A 20,342-nucleotide genomic window follows, 5' to 3' on the forward strand; every position below is an offset into this window, starting at 1 on the left:
AAATGGAACGATTACAACTGATATGGCACAGAATAACCCATTGGGAATATTGGCCCTTTTGGTTGATCTATTATCCTATGTTTCCGGTTTGGTTGTATTATTCCATTAAGGCACGGTCTATTTTCTATTTCAATGCCGCAAATCCCGGAATGAAAAACGGTGGAATGGCAATGATTTCCAAAAAGGAAATCTATGAAATGATTCCTGACCAAAACATTCCAAAAACTGTTTTCATTCCCAAAAATGAGTCTTCCGATATTGCCTTGGAACGTATTTTGGTTTCGGACATTGGTTTCCCGTTCATTGCCAAACCCAACATTGGAATGAAGTCCTTCGGGGTTGAAAAAATTCAGGATAAAGAAGCATTTCAAGAATACGTAGCCTGGTCGCCTTCCGATTTTTTGGTGCAGGAACTAATTCCATTTACCAAAGAAGTTGGGATTTTTTATGTAAGAAAACCTGAAGAAGAGATTGGTAAAATTACTGGAATTGTCTCCAAAGAATTTTTAAAAGTAGTTGGCGACGGTCAACGTAGTATTTTGGAATTGATCAAGGCCAATCCAAGAAGTCATTTTCAATTGAAAGCCTTGCAAAATAAGTTTGGGGATAAACTGCAAAACGTGTTGAAAAAAGGGGAGGAGTTTATCTTGGTGCCCTACGGAAGTCATACCCGAGGCGCAAAATTTGTTGATGTCAGTGATAAAATCAATACAGACTTAGTGAAAACCATTGATGGAGTATGCCGGCAAATAAATGGGTTCCATTATGGTCGATTGGATGTACTTTACAACTCTTTTGAGGAACTTTGTCAAGGCAGAAACTTTAGCATCATCGAAATTAATGGAGCGGGAGGGGAGGCGACCCACATTTATGACCCCAAACATTCGTTGTTTTGGGCATGGAAAGAAATCGCCCGACATTGGGGTATGCTTTGTGACATTAGTATGCTCAACCATCAAAAGGGTTATCCATATCTCAGTTTTAAGGATGGCAGAAACATGCTAAAAGAGTCAGGTGCCTTGCAGGCACAGTTGAAAATGGCTTGAATTACAGAATCCCTTTAATATAATTCTCCATCGCCTCAGGCTCGGTTACTGGAGCGAAGCGTTTTACTGGTTTTCCATTTTTGTCGATGACGAATTTGGTGAAATTCCATTTGATTTTACTGCCCAGCAAACTACCGAGGTTTGATTTCAAATATTTAAAAATGGGGTGTGCATTTTTTCCGTTCACATCCACTTTGGCAAACATCGGGAAACTCACTCCATAATTCACTTGGCAAAACTCACTAATTTCATTGGCCTTACCAGGCTCTTGGTTGCCAAATTGATTGCAGGGAAATCCCAAAATTTCCAAACCTTGGTCTTTGTATTTCTGATATAGTGATTCCAATCCTTTATATTGTGGGGTAAGTCCACATTTGCTTGCAGTGTTCACTACGATTACAGTTTTTCCCTTATACTGTTCCATTTTTTCTAGGGAACCGTTCAATCGCTCTGCTTCCAATTTGTAAAATTCCATAGCTGCTATTTTTGTTTGTTCATTAGGTGTTGTAGTGCCCCTGTGGACCAAAGTGCCCAAAGGATCAAAACGGGCTGAAAAAACAGACGAACCAATCGTTTAAGGTCAGTGTTCAGTCCAAAAGCGTCGATGCCATTGGTATATTGTGAGATGTTTCCAGGGAATATCAAAACATAGAAAATGGCCAATACGATTCCAATTTTCACCTTGTATTTGACCAAAAATACCATAGCTAGGCCTAAAAGTATTTCCACTACGCCCGAAGCTACCACCACAAAATCCATAAAAGGTTCACTTGTGGGCAACCATCGGGGCACTTGCGCCTGAAATTCTTCGCGTTGAAAGGTGAGGTGTCCAATACCGGCGATTATCATCAATAGCCCGAGGACGACCCTACTTATATTTTGAGTGGAGCTTGTTGCGTTTTTCATTCAAAAGTGTTTCAGATTTCCTTAAATATACTCATATCCAAAAGGAAGCCTTTTCTGAAATGCAACAAATTTTAACTCAAATCAAGACTTTTCTTGGGCCACTTCCATTTTATGCTTTATGGCGCTCATAATAATAGGGGCATGTATTCGGGAATTTTCTATGAACCATTTGTGGGTTTCCATCCCGCCACAGATAACTCCTGCCAAAAACAAGCCTTCTACATTGGTTTCCATAGTTTCTGGATCGTAAGTGGGCAAACGTTTTTCATCGTTGGTAAGGGTAATCCCCAGTTTTTCCAAAAATTCAAAATTGGGCATGTACCCTGTCAAGGCCAAAACAAAATCATTTTCAAAAGTCACTTCCCCATCTTCTGTGTTGATGGTGATTTCATGGGGTTGTATTTCCTTCACCGTGGAATTGTAATACGCTTTTATGCTCCCCTCTTCAATTCGGTTGATGATATCGGGACGCACCCAATATTTTACGCGTTGCCCCACTTCAGGACCACGAATGATCAATGTAACCTCGGCTCCTTTTCTCCAACATTCCAAAGCGGCATCAATAGCAGAATTACTGGCACCGACAACGGCCAATTTTTGGCTGGCATAAAAATGTGGGTCGTTGTAGTAATGGGAAACTTTAGGTAAATCTTCCCCTGGAACATTCATGGTGTTTGGTAAATCATAGAAACCTGTTGCCACCACCACATTTTTGGCTTTGTACTCATCTTTTTCGGAAATAACCTGAAAGAAGTCACCTTGCTTTTCCACCTGTCTCACCTTTTCAAAAAGGTGAATGTTCAATTTATTCGAAGTCACGATTCTTCGGTAGTATTCCAAAGCTTCGTTTCTTTTGGGTTTGGCCTCCTTGCTAATAAAAGGAATTTCATCTATCTCCAATTTTTCTGAAGATGAAAAGAACTGCATGTTCATCGGGTAATTGAACAAGGAGTTCACAATCGGGCCTTTTTCAATGATGATATAGCTCAACCCCTGTTTTTTGGCTTCTAGGCCACAGGCAATACCTATGGGCCCCCCTCCAATAATTACAACATCAAACTCCTGCATTATGCTATTTCTGCTTTTAAATTTTTAATGGTTTCGGTTGGATTTTCACTTTTGAAAACAAAACTGCCCGCGACCAAAACATCGGCTCCCGCATCCACCAATTTTTTTGCATTTTCAGCATTTACACCACCATCGATTTCAATCAGGGTATTGGCATTTTTACTTTGGATAAGTTTTTTGAGTTCCTTTACTTTCTGATAGGTGTTTTCGATAAAAGATTGTCCTCCAAACCCTGGATTTACGCTCATCACAATCACAATGTCAATATCCTGAATAGTGTCTTCCAATAGTTTTATTGAGGTGTGTGGATTAATCGCAACCCCTGCTTTCATGCCCTCGGCCTTAATGGCTTGAAGCGTTCTGTGCAAATGTGGACATGCCTCGTAGTGTACGGTTAAATGGTGTACGCCTAAATCCGCAAAGGTTTTAATGTATTTATCTGGATTTGCAATCATTAAGTGGGTATCCAACGGTTTTTTGGCATATTTTGCGATGGCTTGTATCACTGGCATTCCAAAAGATATATTGGGAACAAAGACGCCATCCATCACATCCAAATGAAACCAGTCGGCCTCACTTTGGTTCACCATTTCAATATCTCGTTGTAGGTTGGCAAAATCAGATGCCAGTAGCGAAGGGGCGATACATTTTTTATCCATACTACAAATTTAGCCAAATATCAATTTACAATGACCAATAAACATTTACCAATTTCCAATGGCCATTGAGTTTGAACTTTTGCCATAATTTACCCTGCATTTGCTCGAATAATTGGAGGTGCCAACTGGATTGTACCATTTTTTGGCTAATATTGTAGTGGACTTATCGCTATAGTGATGGGTCTTTTCTTCAACCTTTATGAGAGCCGTAAACCTCAGGCTCCTGATTTTAATTTATAGTTCTTGCTACCCAAATCTTCAATAGGAATGAAGAAAAAGTATGTATGTGCATTAATGGTATTGGGACTTTTGGTGGTTTCGACCCAAGAAATATTTGGGCAACGAAGTTACTTGTCCGTTGCTTTTAACCCCAGTTACCGTACTAATGGTTATGGTTTGAATTTATTGGTGAACCATTACCATAACTCTACCGATTATTGGCATGTTTCCCTTGCAATGGTAACATCAACGGAACAACCCGATTCGAGTATTGAGTTTCCGTACACTGATTATTTAATGAACCTAGGTTATTTTAAAACTGTGTTATCGAGACCCAATCGTGGGTTTTATATATATGCGGGAGGAGGATTGTCGGGAGGTTATGAGTACATCAATAATGGCGAATCCTTTGCGAAATTTGGATATGTGGTACCGGAAAGTGGCATGCTCTACGGTATTTTTGCGTCCTTTGAAATCGATTTTTACCTCACGGATGCACTTTCTTTTTACGTTCCCACTACAGCCTATTATCATTTTAGTAGCCAAGTAGATGAGTCCTTTGTGTTGGTAGGGGCCGGAGTTCGGTATTTTTTTAAATAGACTGTTTTGACGAAGAAAAAGCTTTTAATATTAACTTTTTTACTGGGGCTGGTTTCTGTTTTTGGGCAAAAAAACAAAGATTTTTTCTCCGTAATTGAAAGGCAAGCCAAGATTTCTGATGGCCAAGCAAAGGAGACATTCAAAGTAGATAAGGAAGAATATTTGGATTATTTCAATTTTATAAAAGATACAATTGTAAATAATCAATACTTGGTTATTTATGAATATTATACAGATGGTCCTCCAGAAACTTCTGTTTATTTAGGACTTTTTAATTCAAATGGATTTCCTATTAGCTATACTAAACTTATTAGTTGTGAACTTGATTGTCCTGATGAGGGGTATTCATTTATTGTTGACCACTCAATAATTGAAATTACAGCAATTTATATTAAAATATCAGATGAGGTTTATTCTAGATATTATGATAGCTTAACAGAAGCTCAAAAGGGGATGCCATTTGGACAAAGAAATTTGATTAAAAAATGGTTACCGATGATGAAAAGGAAAAAATCAAAGTGAAGTATTGCTTTCAAATAGTAGAAAATGGTATGGAAAAATTAGATTAACATTGAACAGGTGCCTTAATTTTTCAATATGGCCATAAATGAAAAAACTCCGGTAATCAGCCGGAGTTTATTCATCAATCAAAAAACGAACAGTCATGATAAACTGTTATATCTTACTAAATTACAACTTTCTTGCCAAAAATCAAATTTAAGGTTTGTTTAACTGTAATTTTTTAGCGTAATATTCACACTTTAACCTAAATAGGTCTTTAAAATTTTACTTCTGGAGGTATGTTTTAGGCGTCGGATTGCTTTTTCCTTGATCTGACGAACACGTTCGCGGGTCAAATCAAACGTCTCTCCGATTTCTTCCAAAGTCATGGAGTGTTGACCGGCCAAACCGAAATAAAGTCTTATTACATCGGCCTCACGGGGGGTCAAGGTCTCCAAAGCACGTTCAATTTCGGTACGAAGCGAATCGTGCAAAAGTTCCTTATCTGGATTAGGGGACTCCCCACTGCGCAATACATCGTAAAGGTTGGAATCCTCACCATCAATCAAAGGTGCATCCATAGATACGTGACGCCCTGAGTTTTTTAACGATTGTTTCACATCTTCCACGGTCATGTCCAATTCTTTGGCAATTTCCTCAGCAGAAGGGGTACGCTCGTGTGCTTGCTCCAAGAAAGCAAAAGTTTTATTGATCTTGTTAATGGAACCAATTTTGTTCAATGGTAACCGTACAATACGGGATTGTTCGGCCAATGCCTGAAGAATCGACTGACGAATCCACCAAACGGCATAAGAGATAAATTTAAATCCACGGGTTTCATCAAAACGTTGTGCTGCTTTGATCAATCCCAAGTTACCCTCATTGATTAAATCAGGTAAGGTAAGCCCTTGGTTTTGGTATTGCTTGGCTACGGAAACCACAAACCTAAGGTTGGCTTTAGTTAATTTTTCCAAGGCTATTTGGTCCCCCGCTTTAATTCGCTGAGCCAACTCCACCTCTTCATCGGCAGTTATCAAATCTACCTTACCGATTTCCTGCAAATACTTGTCCAACGATGCGGTTTCCCTATTGGTAACCTGTTTTGTAATCTTTAACTGTCTCATCTATTTTTCCCTTCAATTATATTTTTAGAGCCGGAGCTCATTAGGTTATACGTAGAAAAACGTGAAAAGTTACATTTTGGTGAATTTTATTTTAATTTTTTGGGCTCAAATGGCTTTCAAAGCTGACATTGGTTATATTCATGGCTAAAGTGTTGCTTATTGAGTTAACATAAAGGAATTTAATTTTCTTCGATGACATACTTAATCCGTATAGTCTTTATTTTCTTTTTGCTGATTCCTTTTGATGTGTCGTCACAACAAGAGCTGCCCAAGAATTATGGCTATCTAGGATTTGATGTTTATGTAGGGATGTTGGGTAATTCCAATAGTGAATTTCCTGAGCATGGGTTGCAAAAAAGCCTTTTTTTGAATGTAGGCCAATTTGAATCGAAAGACCAAAAATATTGGCGGTATCACCTCAATAGTCCAAAAACAGGAATTTCTCTTGGCTTTACCGATTTAGGAAACAAAGATGCGTTGGGATATGCCTATAGTGTTATGCCTTACGCTGAGTTTTCATTGTTCCCCAATACCTTGGATGGGTTTAGTTTATGGGTTTCCCTTGGGGGTTCTTATATCACCAAACAGTACAATAAGGAAACCAATCCATTTAATAAGGGCGTATCGACTCGATTAAATTGGTCCTACAACTCATTTATTTATTATACCCTCTTAAAAAGTAGAACTACCAAATGGCGAATGGGATTGGGATATTTTCATCATTCCAATGGGCATACCCGAAAACCGAATAGGGGATACAATGCCATACTTTTGGGTACCTCCCTTAATTTTAAAAATGAGGAATTGGTTATCAGAGAGAAAAATCCAGAAGAATACCCTAAAGTTCTGGAATGGTATTATACAGGAAGATTTGGATTGGGACAAAATTCTTTTTCCGATGTATTCAATGAAAAGGAAGAAGTTTTTGCCGTGGCATTTTCGGCAGGGAAAATCATTAATAAAACAGTAAAGCTAGGTGTGGGTTTCTACTATAACTTTTACCAACACTACTACAACTACATAAAAAATGAAGAAACGTTAGTAAGAACCCAAGAACCACAATTCACGGATAATCCTATAATGAATGCCTCCGCTTTGGGAGTTTCTGGCAGTGCGGAGTTATTGATGAGCCATGTGGGAGTAGAACTTAATGTAGGACTAAACTATTATAAACCCTTCTACAAAATTGATTGGCAATTGAACGAGGGATACACTTATTTTCCCAATGGGGAAGAAAAAATTGTACTTGGTGAACTTGACGGTTATTACAATTTGAAACACGTGGTTTCAAGTCGGATGGGTTTAAAATATTATATGTTGGACACGGACAAAGCACCCAAACATAACTTTTTCGTGGGAGCTTTTATCAATGCGAATTTGGGGCAAGCAGACTTTAGTGAGTTGACTTTTGGATATGTAAGAAGGTTTAATTTGTAAGGTTACACCATAAAAAAAGCCCGTTCCGAAGAACGAGCTTTGTAAAATAATATCAAGAAGTTTAATCTCTTCTTGGTTTTCTGTCTCGGTTTCCACCGTCTCTACGGTCACCACCTCTGCGGTCGCCACCTCTTCGATCATTACCTCGATCATTTCTTGGAGGTCTTTCTACGTAACCTTCAGGTTTTGGCAACAAGGCTTTTCTTGATACCTTTTCCTTTTTGGTTCTTGGGTCAAGACCGAAGTATTTTACATCAAATACATCGCCCATGTTCACAACATCAGAAACATTTTCTGTGCGTTCCCAAGCCAACTCGGATACGTGAAGCAATACTTCGTTCCCAGGGGATTCTGTATATTCCACAACTGCTCCAAAGTCGAGCATCTTGATTACTTTCACTTCGTAAACGCTACCCACTTCAGGTTTAAACATCAAGGAGTCAATCTTGGCTAATACGGCGTCGATTCCACTTTGGTCTGTACCCAAAATTTCAACAATACCTTCTTCGGTTTCGGGATCTTCGTTGATAACGATAGTGGTTTTGGTAGTTTTTTGAAGCTCTTGAATCACTTCTCCACCTTTACCAATAAGGGCACCAATGTATTCTCCTGGAATAACTCGTGTAACAATTTTTGGAGCGTAAGATTTAACCTCTTCCCTTGGTTGGGCGATGGTATCAGTCAATTTCTCCAAAATATGCAACCTTCCGTCTTTGGCTTGCATCAATGCTTTTACCAAGATTTCATAAGAAAGTCCTTTTACTTTAATGTCCATTTGACAAGCGGTGATACCATCAGCAGTACCGGTTACCTTAAAGTCCATATCACCTAAGTGGTCTTCATCACCCAAGATATCGGACAATACAGCATATTTTCCGGTTTCTGTATCGGTAATCAATCCCATGGCAATACCTGAAACTGGTTTTTTCAATTGAACACCGGCATCCATCAATGCCATTGTACCTGAACAAACCGTTGCCATAGAAGAGGAACCATTGGATTCCAACACTTCGGAAACAACACGAACAGTATATGGGCAATCAGCGGGAATCATACCTTTTAGGGCACGTTGGGCCAGGTTACCGTGTCCAACTTCTCTACGGGATGTGCCACGAATGGGTCGTGCTTCACCAGTGGAGAACGGAGGGAAGTTATAGTGCAGATAGAATGTTTCCTCACCTTCGTAAGATGGCATGTCAATCTGGTTGGCTTCTCTTGAAGTACCTAAGGTTACAGTGGCCAATGCTTGTGTTTCACCACGAGTAAAGATGGCAGAACCGTGAACGGATGGCAAATAATCGATTTCGCACCAGATAGGACGAATATCGGTTGTTTTACGTCCGTCCAAACGAAGCCCTTCTTCCAAGGTTAGGTCTCGAACGGCTGCTTTTTCTGCTTTGTAGAAATATTTGGAAACCAAGTCTCCAAAATCCTCCAATTCCTCCTCAGAGAAAGTGGCGATTACTTCTTCTTTAATGGCTTCAAAAGCTGCACTGCGCTCATGTTTTGATGAACCTGCTTTAGCAATGGCATACACCTTGTCGTAAGTTAGGTCGTGCACTTTTTTCGCCAATTCTTCATCTTCTCTTTCTGGCTCGTACTCACGTACTTCTTTTTTACCAAAGGCCTCGGCCAATTTTACTTGGGCTTCACACTGAACCTTAATGGCCTCGTGTGCAAATTTTATGGCCTCTACCATTTCTTCTTCAGAAATCTCGCTCATCTCACCTTCCACCATCATTACGGAATCTGCAGAGGCACCGATTACCATATCAATATCGGATTCTTGAAGTTGTGCTCTTGTAGGGTTGATGATCAATTCACCATTGACTCTACCCACACGAACTTCTGAAATAGCACATTCAAATGGGAAATCTGAAAGTTGTATGGCTGCTGAAGCTGCCAAACCTGCCATGGCGTCTGGCATAACGTCATCATCATGAGACATTAATTGGATCATCACCTGAGTTTCGGAGTGATAATCTTTTGGGAACAACGGTCTCAATACCCTGTCCACCAAACGCATGGTCAAAACCTCGCCATCGCTAGGTCTTGCTTCACGCTTAAAGAATCCGCCAGGATAACGTCCTGCCGCGGCAAATTTTTCTCTATAATCTACAGTTAGTGGTAAAAAGTCCACATCTGAAGCTTTATAGTTAGAGACAACTGTACATAGCAACATACATTTGCCAGATTGGACAACTACAGAGCCATGGGCCTGTTTTGCCAATTTTCCGGTTTCGATAGAGATTTCCCTACCGTCACCAAGGTCTATGACCTCTTTAAAAGTTTTTGGAATCATAAAAATAATGTTACCCCACCTGAAAGGTGTGGGTTGTTAAACATTTGGTCTACCGCCATCCGGGCGGTCGGGTTGTGTTGTTGTTGTGTGTGCCTTGGGCACTGACCAATGAAAAACTACTTGAAGCTTTTTGTGTTTGCCCGATTTTTATCGGGACTTGAGTGCGTTGGAACATGTCCAACTAAAACAAAGGGGAAGCCTTAGCCTCCCCTTTTATTTTTATTTTCTAATACCTAGTTCTTTAATTAATGAACGGTATTTTTCAATATCTTTTTTCTTAAGGTAATCCAAAAGACTACGTCTTTTACCTACCAATGCCACCAAGGAACGCTCAGTACCATAATCTTTGTGGTTCCTTTTAAGGTGTTGTGTCAAGTGGTTGATACGGTGCGTGAACAAAGCAATTTGTCCTTCCGTAGAACCGGTGTTGCTCTCAGAGCCGCCAAATTTCTTGAAAATTTCAGCTTTTACTTCTTTGGTTAAATACATTCCAATATTTATTTAAATGATTATTATGTATTGATTGTTGGTTCCTGAGGCTTTCGCAGGACAAGCAATCAGCGTGCAAAGATAATTCTTTTTTTGAATTTGTTGATAAAGTGAACAAAAAAGCCCCGAACTCGGGGCTTTTTTTATGCTCTTACGGGTTGATTCGTAATCAAGTCTATATAAAGGTTTACTTTTTTCTTCAAATCCCTACGGTGGGAGATGAAATCCAAGAAACCGTGTTCTTTTAAAAATTCTGCTGTTTGGAAACCTTCTGGAAGGTCTTTACCTACGGTGTCCTTTACTACACGTGGTCCAGCAAAACCAATCAATGCACCTGGTTCGGCAATGTTGATATCACCTAACATGGCGTATGATGCAGTGGTTCCACCGGTAGTAGGGTCGGTACACAAAGAAATGTATGGTATTTTGGCTTCGGCCAACTGCGCTAATTTAGCAGAAGTTTTGGCCAGCTGCATTAATGAAAGTGCAGCTTCCATCATACGGGCACCCCCCGATTTTGAAATCATCAAGAAGGGAACCTTTTTCTTTTTGGCTACATCTATGGCTCTAGAAATTTTCTCTCCAACTACACTTCCCATCGATCCACCTATAAAGGCAAAATCCATACAGGCAATCACCAAATCTTTTCCATTGGATTTTCCAATGGCCGTTCTCACAGCATCATTCAGTCCAGTTTTGGCCTCGGCTGCTTTCAAACGCTCGGAGTATTTTTTGGTGTCAACGAATTTTAATGGATCCTTGGAGGTTATTTTGGCATCAAGTTCTTTGAACTTGTTGTCATCAAAAAGAATCTCGAAATATTCTTTGCTGCCAATTCTAACGTGATAATCATCTTCTGGGCTAACGTAAAAGTTTTTTGCCAATTCCTCAGCTTCAACAATCTTTCCTGTCGGAGATTTGTACCATAACCCCTTAGGGGTGTCTTTTTTCTCTTCCGTTAGGGTCTGTATTCCTTTTTCTTTTCTTTTAAACCAAGACGACATGAAATCAAAATTTAGTTATACAGAAATTTTATAAGGTGTTCACGTTGTTCAAATCTTCGAAGGCCTTTTTCAAACGTGCGCTGAATGTTTTTTCACCTTCACGAAGCCAAACGCGTGGATCGTAGAATTTTTTGTTGGGTTGGTCGTCACCGTCAGGATTTCCAATTTGTGCTTGTAGGTAATCAGATTTTCCTTGGATGTAATCTCTAACGCCTTCCAAGAACGCATACTGAAGGTCGGTATCGATGTTCATTTTGATTACACCGTAACCAATGGCTTCTCTAATTTCTTCCAGCGTAGAACCAGAACCACCATGGAACACAAAATCGATATGGTTTTCTTCAACTCCATATTTTTCAGAGATAAACTCTTGGGAGTTTTTCAAGATTTTTGGAGTCAATTTAACGTTTCCAGGCTTGTATACCCCATGAACGTTACCAAAAGCAGCGGCGATGGTAAATCTGTGGCTAACTTTTGATAGTTCTTCGTAGGCAAAGGCCACTTCTTCAGGTTGTGTATATAGTTTGGAATCGTCAACATCGGTGTTGTCCACACCATCTTCCTCACCACCGGTGATTCCCAATTCAATTTCCAAGGTCATGTCCAATTTGCTCATGCGCTCCAAGTATCCCTTGCAGATTTCGATATTTTCTTCAAGTGGCTCTTCAGATAGGTCGATCATGTGTGAGCTGAACAGGGATTTCCCCGTGGCTTTGTAATGCTCTTCGCTGGCATCCAAAAGACCATCGATCCAAGGCAATAATTTTTTGGCGCAGTGGTCGGTGTGAAGAATTACGGTTGCTCCGTAAGCTTCGGCCAATTGGTGTACGTGCTTTGCACCGGCAACAGCACCGGCAATAGCGGCTTTCTGTCCATCGTTGGACAATCCTTTACCGGCATTAAATTGTGCCCCACCATTTGAAAATTGGATGATAACAGGTGAATTCAATGTAGCAGCGGTCTCCATTACGGCGTTGATGGTATCCGAACCGATTACATTTACGGCTGGTAATGCATAACCGTTGGCTTTTGCATGCTTGAAAATTTCTTGAACTTGGTCTCCGGTTGCTACACCCGGCTTTATGTTGTGGGACATAATTAAGATGGTTTCTAGTTAAAATTAGGAAACAAAAGTAATAAATTATTTACTCTAGAAGGGATAATTGATACCTATATTAAAGGTGGCGTTTTTAAAGTTGTAACCATCGAACCAACGATCGGCGCCAACTTTGCCCGGATTAAAGGTTTTAAATCCAATATCCAATCTAAAAACAAAATAGGTAAAATCATATCGGAGGCCAAACCCGTTCCCCAAGGCAAGGTCTCCCAAGGAGTCGATTCCGCTAAAAATGGCATCAGGATTATTCTCGTTGTCGAAAACGTTCCAAATGTTTCCTGCATCTGCAAATAAGGCACCTTTTAGGTCACCTGCAAGAGGAAAACGATATTCGAGGTTAAAAGCCAATTTCAAGTTGGCTTCATTAAAGTCGTTTACATTACTTGTTTTACCGGGACCCAGTTCGTAGGCATTCCAAGCCCGGTTATCGTTGGAGCCACCAGCGAAGTAACTTCGAACAAATGGGATGCTATTGGAGTTGCCATAAGGAATGGCCAAGCCTCCAAAACTTCTGAAAGCGATAACTTGGGATTCTCCAACTCGCCAATGGCGTATATAATCAAATTCTGTTTTTACATATTGGGAGAAAGGAACTCCAAAAACTAAATTTTGACCTGCATCGTTTTTATTGTATTCCACTGCATTGGCTATAACTGCCAACATACCACCAGCACTTTCCACCTTGATTCGGTATTGGTAAAAATCGAGATCGTTGATGTCTGTCCTGCTATTTTTGGTATGGGAAAAGTTGCTGGCAAAAATCAGGTTGTTCTCGGTCAAACGAACCCTTCGCTCTTCTATACTGTTTACATCATTCCGCTCTTCTGATGTTACCGAAATGGTTCCGTCCAGAACATCCCTTGCAAATAGGTTGGCACCATCAGGAATATCTAAAAATTGGTCGCCTTCATCATTTGTTCTGAAGTATTGCTCGTATTGTGCATCACCTTTAAACTGCTCAGCGATATCATCCAAGTTGGAAAAAGTGTTCCGGTAGACATTATAGAAATTGTCTGGGTTTACATTACGCACAAACTCCACATTCAACAGCTCAAAATTGTTTTTGTGTCGTGTTGTCGGAGACCAATTGTAAGAAAGTATGGCATTTAGGGATTGTTTGTCCAAACCGATGTTTCGTTGGAAATTGGTACCCGCCAACAACCGTGTTTGGGGCAACATATAATAAGGAATGATCTTTTCGGTTTTAAAGGGAAACCAAATTCTTGGGAATGTGATGTTGACGTCTCCACCAATTTCTGAAGTAAAGGTTTCATTGGATAAAGAGGCATCGCTCAATAAACCAATGGACCCTCTAGCTGAAATATTCAAAGTTTCTGCTCCGCCAAACACATTTCTCGTAATCACCGAAGTACTAAAGGCAGTACCCACTTGCTGAATATTGGAATGGGTGATATCGAAATTCATGTTCAATGAATATTTTGGTTTTGCGGCCAAATAAATATTCGAAACCAGTTCTGTTTGGGTAGAATCTGGTATAAAATCGATGTTGGGATACTTAAAGGTATTCAGGTTGGTGATCTGACGGTAGGTTCGCAAGCGGTCCAAATCTCGGTAAATACTGTCTTTTACAAAAAACACGGCATCTGTTAGTGCCTTGGGTTTGTAGCGTAATTTATTACTGTAATAAATGTTGTAGTTATCATATTCCAACACTTGCAATGAATCTGAATCTCCGTAAATATCGTAATCGGCGTAGATGTTGATTTTCTTTATTCGCGCCACCTTATAATTGGAGGTTGTGTCTACGCCATTGGCACTGCTCCTAAATTTTTTGATGTTAAGCTGAACATCCAACAATTGGTCGTCGGCACCTAAAGTGGTATCCCTTAAAATATCGTAATTAATAGAACTTTCTTGAAAGTTGTATACGCCCGAATTCCGAAACAAAGAGGTTAGTCGCTCCCGTTCCAAGGTAAACTTGTCCAAATCGAATTGTTCCCCTTCTTTAACGAGACTTTTGTTCACCGACAATTTGTAAATCGAATCCAGCTCTGGCGATGCAATGCTTTTTTGAAGGGAGTCAATAATATACGGTTTGCTCAGGTTCACCTTATAATGTAGTTCTGCACGTTTTTTGTGTTTGTCTTCCACAATTTCGTAGTACGCATCACTATTAAAATAGCCTTTGGTGTTGTAATAAGCTTCGAGTCGCTTAACAGATTTATTGGTCTTGGTAGTGTCGATTACAGCAGGTGGTTCACCAATGCGTTTTAAAAACTCACTTGATCCTTTTACCAAAAAAGATTCACTAAGTCGATTGACCTGTTTTTTGGAAAGTAGATTGTTTAGGCGTTTTTCCCTTTTTTCCTTGCGATGTAGCCAGTCATTAAAAGATGAATCTGGATTTTCCTTGGCAAGGTTGTATAGGTTTAATCGTAGTGGATAGCCCAAGACACTGCTGTTGGGTTTTTGGCCTATCAGTCCTTTGATTTCGGTGTTGGTAACTTTTTGGCCATCAACAAAAATGGAGTTTTTGGTCAGCAGTAATTCATCCTCCCCCACCTTTTTTAAGGTATTGCACCCCGATATGCCGAACAAAAGCAACAATAACCCTATTTTTGCCTTGTTGTACAATAGACCTAAAGAACCCCTCATAGACGTCAAAAATACACGATTTAGATGGTTACAAAAAACCAAATTAAACTAGTTGTAAGCCTAAAGCAAAAAAAGTACCGATCTCAACACGGGCTATTTGTGGTTGAGGGTGAAAAAGTGGTTCGGGAGCTGCTAAATGAAGATGTAAGGCCGTATCTTATTTTGGTTGATGAACCTGAGAAAGCCAATAAATTTGAAGGCTCCGAGCTAGTCGATTCCAAAACATTGAAGCAAATGAGCAGTTTGACCCAACCTAATGGGATGTTAGGCGTTTTTCATATGGATGAAGCTAAGATTTTTTCCAAGGTGGATTGGATTGTTGCATTGGATGCAGTGCGTGATCCTGGGAATTTAGGTACAATTATCCGACTTTGTGACTGGTTTGGCATTAAACAGTTGATATGTTCGCAGGATACGGTGGATTGTTACAACCCAAAAGTATTGCAGGCGACCATGGGGTCCATTGCGCGAGTTCAGGTCGATTATATTGATTTGGTTGATTATTTAAAGAAAAATAATCAACCCGTATATGGCGCTTTTATGAATGGGGAACCCGTGTACCATGAAAATATTCCACAAAGCGGAATACTGGTAATGGGCAATGAAGCCAATGGTATTTCCGAAGAAGTGAATCGATGGGTCACCAAAAGAATTTCTATCCCTCAATTTGGGGATACCACTACAGAAAGTTTAAATGTGGCCACTGCAACTGCCATTCTATTGAATGAAATAAGAAGGAGATAACTTACTCGAAGGTAAAATTGATAAAAATACCCCGAGTTCGCATCGCATTTATGTTTCCTGTCCAAGGACTGTTGGGGTCGTTATCGGGAACCAGCTCATCCGTTAAGGCAAAAACACCTCGAATTGAAGGGGTGAACTTAAAATATTCGGTATAGAAATCAATCCCGAACCCAAGTTCGTAACCATACACATTCTTTTTCATCCGAAACTCCCCTGTACTGTTATCGTCCAAGCTATCCTCTTTGGCGCCCAAGTTTATGGATGTGTAAACACCGCCGATGATAAAGGGTTTCCAATTGCCGATTCTTCGAGTGCCCACTTTTAACAATAATGGAAAACGGATATACGTGGAGCGCACTTCTCTAAGGGCATCATTTTCATTGGTAAATCCAGGAAAGCCCAAGGTTCTCGCGGTGTAAAGTAGTCCAGGCTCAAAACGGGCATCTAAAAACTCGTTGATTCGAAGTTCTCCGATCAAACCCACATTGAATCCAAAAGACTTGTCGACCAGAACATCACGGCCGATATCATCCCTGTATTCAAATTGAAAATCGTATTGGTTAAACCCAAGGTAGTATCCCCAGTTTAGAAGATGTTTATCCTCGTTCTGTAGATTTAAAATCGGGTCCTTGCCAAATTGGGCATTAGAGGTTGGACATGCCAAAATGAACAGTCCAAATAGAATGAGAAAATTTTTCATTAAACTATTTTGAGGCGACATAAATGGTTGCTACACCCATGGTTTGCGGTTTGTTCTCTATTCCTATAAACCCAATTTTGCCCAAAATATTGTTGAAAGCCTCTCCATATGGAAAAACAGACGCCGATTCGCTCAAATAAGCATAGGCCGAACGGTCTTTTGAAAAAAGTCGGCCAATGTTCGGTAAAATGTATTTGGTGTAAAAACGATACCCTTGTTTAAAAGGTGTTTTGGTCGGCACAGAAGTTTCCAGCACCAAAAAATGTCCCTCTGGTTTTAAAACACGATAAATTTCTTGAAGCCCTTTTTCAAGATTTTCAAAGTTGCGAACCCCAAAAGCTACGGTGATGGCGTCAAAAGAATTGTCCTCAAACGGAAGATTTTCACTGTCCCCCACCACCATTTCGATGGTTTTGTCCAGGCTTTTTTCGTTTACTTTTTTCTTTCCTACCTCCAACATGCCTGGAGAAAGGTCCAAGCCGACAATTTTTTCAGCACCTGTTTTGGATAAGGCAATCGCCAAATCACCTGTTCCTGTGGCAATGTCCAGAATGTTTTTAGGAGATTTTTCGCTTAAGAAAGCAACGATTTTTTTTCGCCATTTAATATCGGTTCCAAAGGAAATTACTCGGTTCAATCCATCATAATTGCCCGAAATCGTATCGAACATTTGTTTTACTTGTTCCTTCTTACCGAGTTGGGATTCTTTATAAGGGGTCACTTTTTCCGACATGGCTTTAATTTGCTGGCAAATATACAACTTCGGAATAAGGGATACAGACTAAAATAATTGTGTAATTTTGCCCACCAAATGTACTATTGAAGCCTATTGGACTAAAAATATGTCATTTAGCCGACCTTAACCCACTGAATTGTTTCTAGAACCAATACATTTGAATAAATTTAAAACATCATATTCCTATAAATGAGGATCATTATCGCAGGAGCAGGTGAGGTGGGCTTCCATTTGGCAAAGCTATTGTCTTATGAGGCCCAAGAGATTACATTGATCGATACGGACAAGGAAAAGTTAGCCTACGCGGATAGCCATTTGGATATTCGGGTACTAAGAGGAGATGCCACGTCCATTCAAGTGCTCCAAGATGCCCAAATAGATGGTAGCGACCTTGTCATCGGAGTAACCGAGTCGGAAACCACGAATCTTACCTTGTGTGTATTGGCCAAACAATTGGGGTCTAAGCGAACCATGGCCAGAATTTCCAACACGGAGTTCATGGACAATCGTGATTTGATCAAGTTTGAACAACTTGGTATTGACGAACTTATTTCTCCAGAGCGTTTGGCGGCCATGGAAATCCAGTTGATGCTGAACCAGTCCGCATTTAATGACACCTATGAATTCGAAGGCGGACTTTTGACCATGTTTGGGGTTATTTTGCCCAAAACAGCTCCTTTTGTGGGTAAAATGGTGAAAGAGGCGGCTCGAATTTTTCCCGAACTGCACTTTATGCCCATAGCGTTGCAGCGAACAGGAACGCAATTTACGTTGATACCTAGAGGGGATACCATATTTAAGGAAGGTGATCAAGTATATTTCATTACTTCCGATAAAGGGGTGGAAGAGCTCTACAAACTTACCGGTATGCAAAAGCAGGACATCAAAAACGTGATGATTCTGGGTGGGAGCAAAGTTGGTTTTAAAACGGCCCGTGACCTGTGCAACAAAAAATTCAATGTAAAACTTATTGAAAAGAATAAAGAAAAGGCTTTCGATATTGCTGATGAGTTACCCCACGCCCTGGTAATCAATGGTGATGGGCGCAATGTGGAGTTGTTGGATGAAGAAAGCTTGGAATCCATGGATGCCTTTATCGCGGTGACCGGAAATTCCGAAACCAATATCATGTCCTGTTTGGTGGCCAAGAGCAAACGAATTAAAAAGACGATTGCATTGGTCGAGAACATGGATTACTTTCAATTGTCGCATTCCATTGGTGTGGATACCCTGATCAATAAAAAATTGTTGGCAGCCAATAGCATTTTTAGATATGTCCGAAAAGGTGAGGTATTGGCCTTGACCCGTTTGAACAACCTAAATGCCGAAATTCTGGAGTTTGAGGTAAAAGCCTCATCCTTGGTGAATGGCGAATTGATCCGTGAATTGAACTTTCCAAGAGAAGCCAGTATAGGCGGGGTGATCAGAAATGGAGAGGGTATTATCGCGTTGGGTGATTTTAGAATCAAAGAAGGGGACCGCGTAGTGGTTTGCTGTCTGCCCAAAGCCATTCCTAGGATAGAAAAGCTGTTTCTATAATGAAGCTGAATACAAGAATCATTATTCATATAATGGGGTTGTTGCTACTTTGCAATGGCTCTTTTATGCTTTTGGCGGCCGTTGCCAGTGGTATTTATAAGGATGGGGCCACCTTGGATATTATGTTGGCGGCCATCGTAACCATGCTTTTTGGTATCATGGCCATGTTCTACACCCGAGGCCATAAAAAGGAAGTAAAGCGAAAGGAAGGATACATTGTGGTGACCTTTGGGTGGATCATTATGTCCATTTCAGGGATGTTGCCCTATTTGTTTTCTGGGTCCATTCCGTCCATAACCGATGCTTTTTTTGAGACCATGTCTGGCTATACTACCACAGGAGCTTCGATTTTGGATGATATTGAGGGGCTGCCAGCGGGAATTTTACTTTGGCGTAGCCTTACCCACTGGATCGGGGGCATGGGAATCATTGTTTTGGCGATTGCCATCTTACCGCTATTGGGAATAGGGGGAATGCAGTTGTTTGCTGCTGAAGCACCTGGTCCTGGAGGTGATAAATTGCATCCAAGAATTACGGATACTGCCAAGCGTTTGTGGTTCATTTATTTTGGCTACACCGTTTTAGAGACTGTTTTATTGAAGATTGCCGGGATGTCGTTTTTTGATGCCATCAACCATGCTTTGGCAACCATGAGCACAGGTGGATTTTCCACCAAGAATGCGAGTGTGGCCTATTGGAACAATCAACCCGTGATTCAATACATCATTATCCTATTTATGTTTTTGGCAGGAAGTAATTTTGTGTTGAGTTATTTTGCGTTGACCAGAAGGGTGCAACGGGTATTGAAGGATGAAGAGTTTAAATACTACTTCGGTTTTGTGGTTGTTTTTGCTATTTTGTCTACACTTGGAGTATACTTCAGGGCTGAGGTTCCTGTCTCTGATTTCCATCCGATGGTTTGGGGAGAGGCGGAAAGTGCCTTTAGGCATTCTTTATTTCAGGTGGTCGCCGTGGTAACCACAACGGGATTTGTTACAGCAGATTTTAGCTCATGGACCCCATTTTTGACCGTTTTCTTTTTTGGTTTGATGTTTTTGGGCGGCTCCGCAGGTTCAACAGCTGGAGGGATAAAAGTAATGAGGCATTTAATTATCATCAAAAATGGAATCTTGGAGTTTAAACGCACCCTGCATCCTAATGCTGTTATTCCTGTACGTTACAATCAAAAAACCGTTTCAGAACATATTGTTTATAATGTGATCGCCTTCTTTGTGCTGTATATGCTGCTCTTTATTATCGGCTCTTTGGTATTGGGACTTTTGGGGTTGGATTTTGTTTCGGCCGTAGGTGGTTCTGCCTCTTCATTGGGTAATGTTGGACCGGCTTTAGGTAGCTTGAATCCAGTGAGCAATTACAACAGTTTGCCGTCTGCAGGAAAATGGTGGTGTAGTTTCTTGATGCTCCTGGGGCGTTTGGAGCTTTTCACTGTACTGATTGTACTTACCCCATATTTCTGGAAAAAGACATAAAAAAACCTCCTGAAGTTATTTCAAGAGGTTGTCAGCTAAAGTTTT

19 protein-coding genes are annotated in these 20,342 nt (G+C 40.4%); 7 read left to right on the forward strand and 12 right to left on the reverse strand.

The genetic code is table 11. The features are described 5' to 3' along the window. The first annotated feature begins 2 nt into the window (after window positions 1–2). The gene (locus ABT310_RS09735; protein WP_375323711.1) at window positions 3–1,046 is read left to right on the forward strand and encodes a D-alanine--D-alanine ligase; all 1,044 of its coding nucleotides are present in this window, start codon (window positions 3–5) and stop codon (window positions 1,044–1,046) included. Between the two features lies 1 nt (window position 1,047). Here the strand turns inward: ABT310_RS09735 and ABT310_RS09740 are convergent, their stop codons facing one another. The 4 genes from ABT310_RS09740 to rpe all read right to left on the reverse strand — a co-directional run bounded on the left by ABT310_RS09740 (window position 1,048) and on the right by rpe (window position 3,679). Further along, window positions 1,048–1,521 (reverse strand): glutathione peroxidase, encoded by a 474-nt coding sequence (locus ABT310_RS09740; RefSeq protein ID WP_375323712.1) that lies wholly within the window; start codon window positions 1,519–1,521, stop codon window positions 1,048–1,050. Window positions 1,522–1,526: 5 nt separating this feature from the next. Next, on the reverse strand, window positions 1,527–1,952 hold the full coding sequence (locus ABT310_RS09745; RefSeq protein ID WP_375323713.1) for a hypothetical protein: 426 nt from the start codon (window positions 1,950–1,952) through the stop codon (window positions 1,527–1,529). 81 nt (window positions 1,953–2,033) lie between these two features. After that, window positions 2,034–3,020, reverse strand: coding sequence for a YpdA family putative bacillithiol disulfide reductase (locus ABT310_RS09750; protein ID WP_375323714.1), 987 nt, complete (start codon window positions 3,018–3,020; stop codon window positions 2,034–2,036). Then, entirely contained in the window at window positions 3,020–3,679 is a 660-nt protein-coding gene (rpe, locus tag ABT310_RS09755) for a ribulose-phosphate 3-epimerase (RefSeq protein ID WP_375323715.1), read from the reverse strand. The genes ABT310_RS09750 and rpe overlap by 1 nt, the downstream gene beginning before the upstream one ends. Before the next feature lie 267 nt (window positions 3,680–3,946). Between rpe and ABT310_RS09760 the strand changes: the two genes are divergently transcribed. Further along, the gene (locus ABT310_RS09760) at window positions 3,947–4,498 is read left to right on the forward strand and encodes a conjugal transfer protein TraO (protein ID WP_375323716.1); all 552 of its coding nucleotides are present in this window, start codon (window positions 3,947–3,949) and stop codon (window positions 4,496–4,498) included. 6 nt (window positions 4,499–4,504) lie between these two features. Next, window positions 4,505–5,020, forward strand: a complete 516-nt coding sequence (locus tag ABT310_RS09765) for a hypothetical protein (RefSeq protein ID WP_375323717.1) — start codon at window positions 4,505–4,507, stop codon at window positions 5,018–5,020. Window positions 5,021–5,259: 239 nt separating this feature from the next. Here the strand turns inward: ABT310_RS09765 and ABT310_RS09770 are convergent, their stop codons facing one another. Beyond that, window positions 5,260–6,123, reverse strand: a complete 864-nt coding sequence (locus tag ABT310_RS09770) for an RNA polymerase sigma factor RpoD/SigA (protein WP_375323718.1) — start codon at window positions 6,121–6,123, stop codon at window positions 5,260–5,262. Window positions 6,124–6,315: 192 nt separating this feature from the next. Between ABT310_RS09770 and ABT310_RS09775 the strand changes: the two genes are divergently transcribed. Next, window positions 6,316–7,560: an acyloxyacyl hydrolase gene (locus tag ABT310_RS09775; RefSeq protein WP_375323719.1), complete on the forward strand. Its 1,245-nt coding sequence runs from the start codon at window positions 6,316–6,318 to the stop codon at window positions 7,558–7,560. A 61-nt stretch (window positions 7,561–7,621) separates the two neighbouring features. On the opposite strand, the gene ABT310_RS09780 is transcribed toward ABT310_RS09775, so the two are convergent. From ABT310_RS09780 to ABT310_RS09800, 5 genes are all read right to left on the reverse strand, one after another. Then, window positions 7,622–9,862 carry a polyribonucleotide nucleotidyltransferase gene (locus ABT310_RS09780; protein WP_375323720.1) on the reverse strand — a complete coding sequence of 747 codons (2,241 nt, stop codon included), beginning with the start codon at window positions 9,860–9,862 and terminating at the stop codon, window positions 7,622–7,624. A 219-nt stretch (window positions 9,863–10,081) separates the two neighbouring features. Beyond that, a complete protein-coding gene (rpsO, locus tag ABT310_RS09785) occupies window positions 10,082–10,351 on the reverse strand; it encodes a 30S ribosomal protein S15 (protein WP_090293579.1) in 270 nt (89 codons plus the stop codon). 143 nt (window positions 10,352–10,494) lie between these two features. Continuing rightward, window positions 10,495–11,355: an acetyl-CoA carboxylase, carboxyltransferase subunit beta gene (gene accD / locus ABT310_RS09790; protein ID WP_375323721.1), complete on the reverse strand. Its 861-nt coding sequence runs from the start codon at window positions 11,353–11,355 to the stop codon at window positions 10,495–10,497. Window positions 11,356–11,383: 28 nt separating this feature from the next. Then, entirely contained in the window at window positions 11,384–12,451 is a 1,068-nt protein-coding gene (gene fbaA / locus ABT310_RS09795) for a class II fructose-bisphosphate aldolase (protein ID WP_375323722.1), read from the reverse strand. Between the two features lie 54 nt (window positions 12,452–12,505). Next, window positions 12,506–15,088, reverse strand: coding sequence for a BamA/TamA family outer membrane protein (locus tag ABT310_RS09800; RefSeq protein ID WP_375326170.1), 2,583 nt, complete (start codon window positions 15,086–15,088; stop codon window positions 12,506–12,508). Window positions 15,089–15,112: 24 nt separating this feature from the next. Between ABT310_RS09800 and ABT310_RS09805 the strand changes: the two genes are divergently transcribed. Beyond that, window positions 15,113–15,832, forward strand: a complete 720-nt coding sequence (locus tag ABT310_RS09805) for a TrmH family RNA methyltransferase (RefSeq protein WP_375323723.1) — start codon at window positions 15,113–15,115, stop codon at window positions 15,830–15,832. Between the two features lies 1 nt (window position 15,833). On the opposite strand, the gene ABT310_RS09810 is transcribed toward ABT310_RS09805, so the two are convergent. Together ABT310_RS09810 and ubiE are read right to left on the reverse strand one after the other, a co-directional pair. Further along, complete coding sequence (locus ABT310_RS09810; protein WP_375323724.1) at window positions 15,834–16,532, reverse strand: porin family protein; 699 nt, start codon at window positions 16,530–16,532, stop codon at window positions 15,834–15,836. Between the two features lie 4 nt (window positions 16,533–16,536). Further along, window positions 16,537–17,265, reverse strand: a complete 729-nt coding sequence (ubiE, locus tag ABT310_RS09815; RefSeq protein WP_375323725.1) for a bifunctional demethylmenaquinone methyltransferase/2-methoxy-6-polyprenyl-1,4-benzoquinol methylase UbiE — start codon at window positions 17,263–17,265, stop codon at window positions 16,537–16,539. A 192-nt stretch (window positions 17,266–17,457) separates the two neighbouring features. On the opposite strand from ubiE, the gene trkA reads away from it, so the two are divergent. Continuing rightward, window positions 17,458–18,807, forward strand: a complete 1,350-nt coding sequence (gene trkA, locus ABT310_RS09820) for a Trk system potassium transporter TrkA (RefSeq protein ID WP_375323726.1) — start codon at window positions 17,458–17,460, stop codon at window positions 18,805–18,807. Beyond that, a complete protein-coding gene (locus ABT310_RS09825; protein WP_375323727.1) occupies window positions 18,807–20,297 on the forward strand; it encodes a TrkH family potassium uptake protein in 1,491 nt (496 codons plus the stop codon). The genes trkA and ABT310_RS09825 overlap by 1 nt, the downstream gene beginning before the upstream one ends. The last annotated feature ends 45 nt before the right edge of the window (window positions 20,298–20,342 follow it).

The organism is Flagellimonas cixiensis, assembly GCF_042134615.1.
Taxonomy (GTDB): domain Bacteria; phylum Bacteroidota; class Bacteroidia; order Flavobacteriales; family Flavobacteriaceae; genus Flagellimonas; species Flagellimonas cixiensis.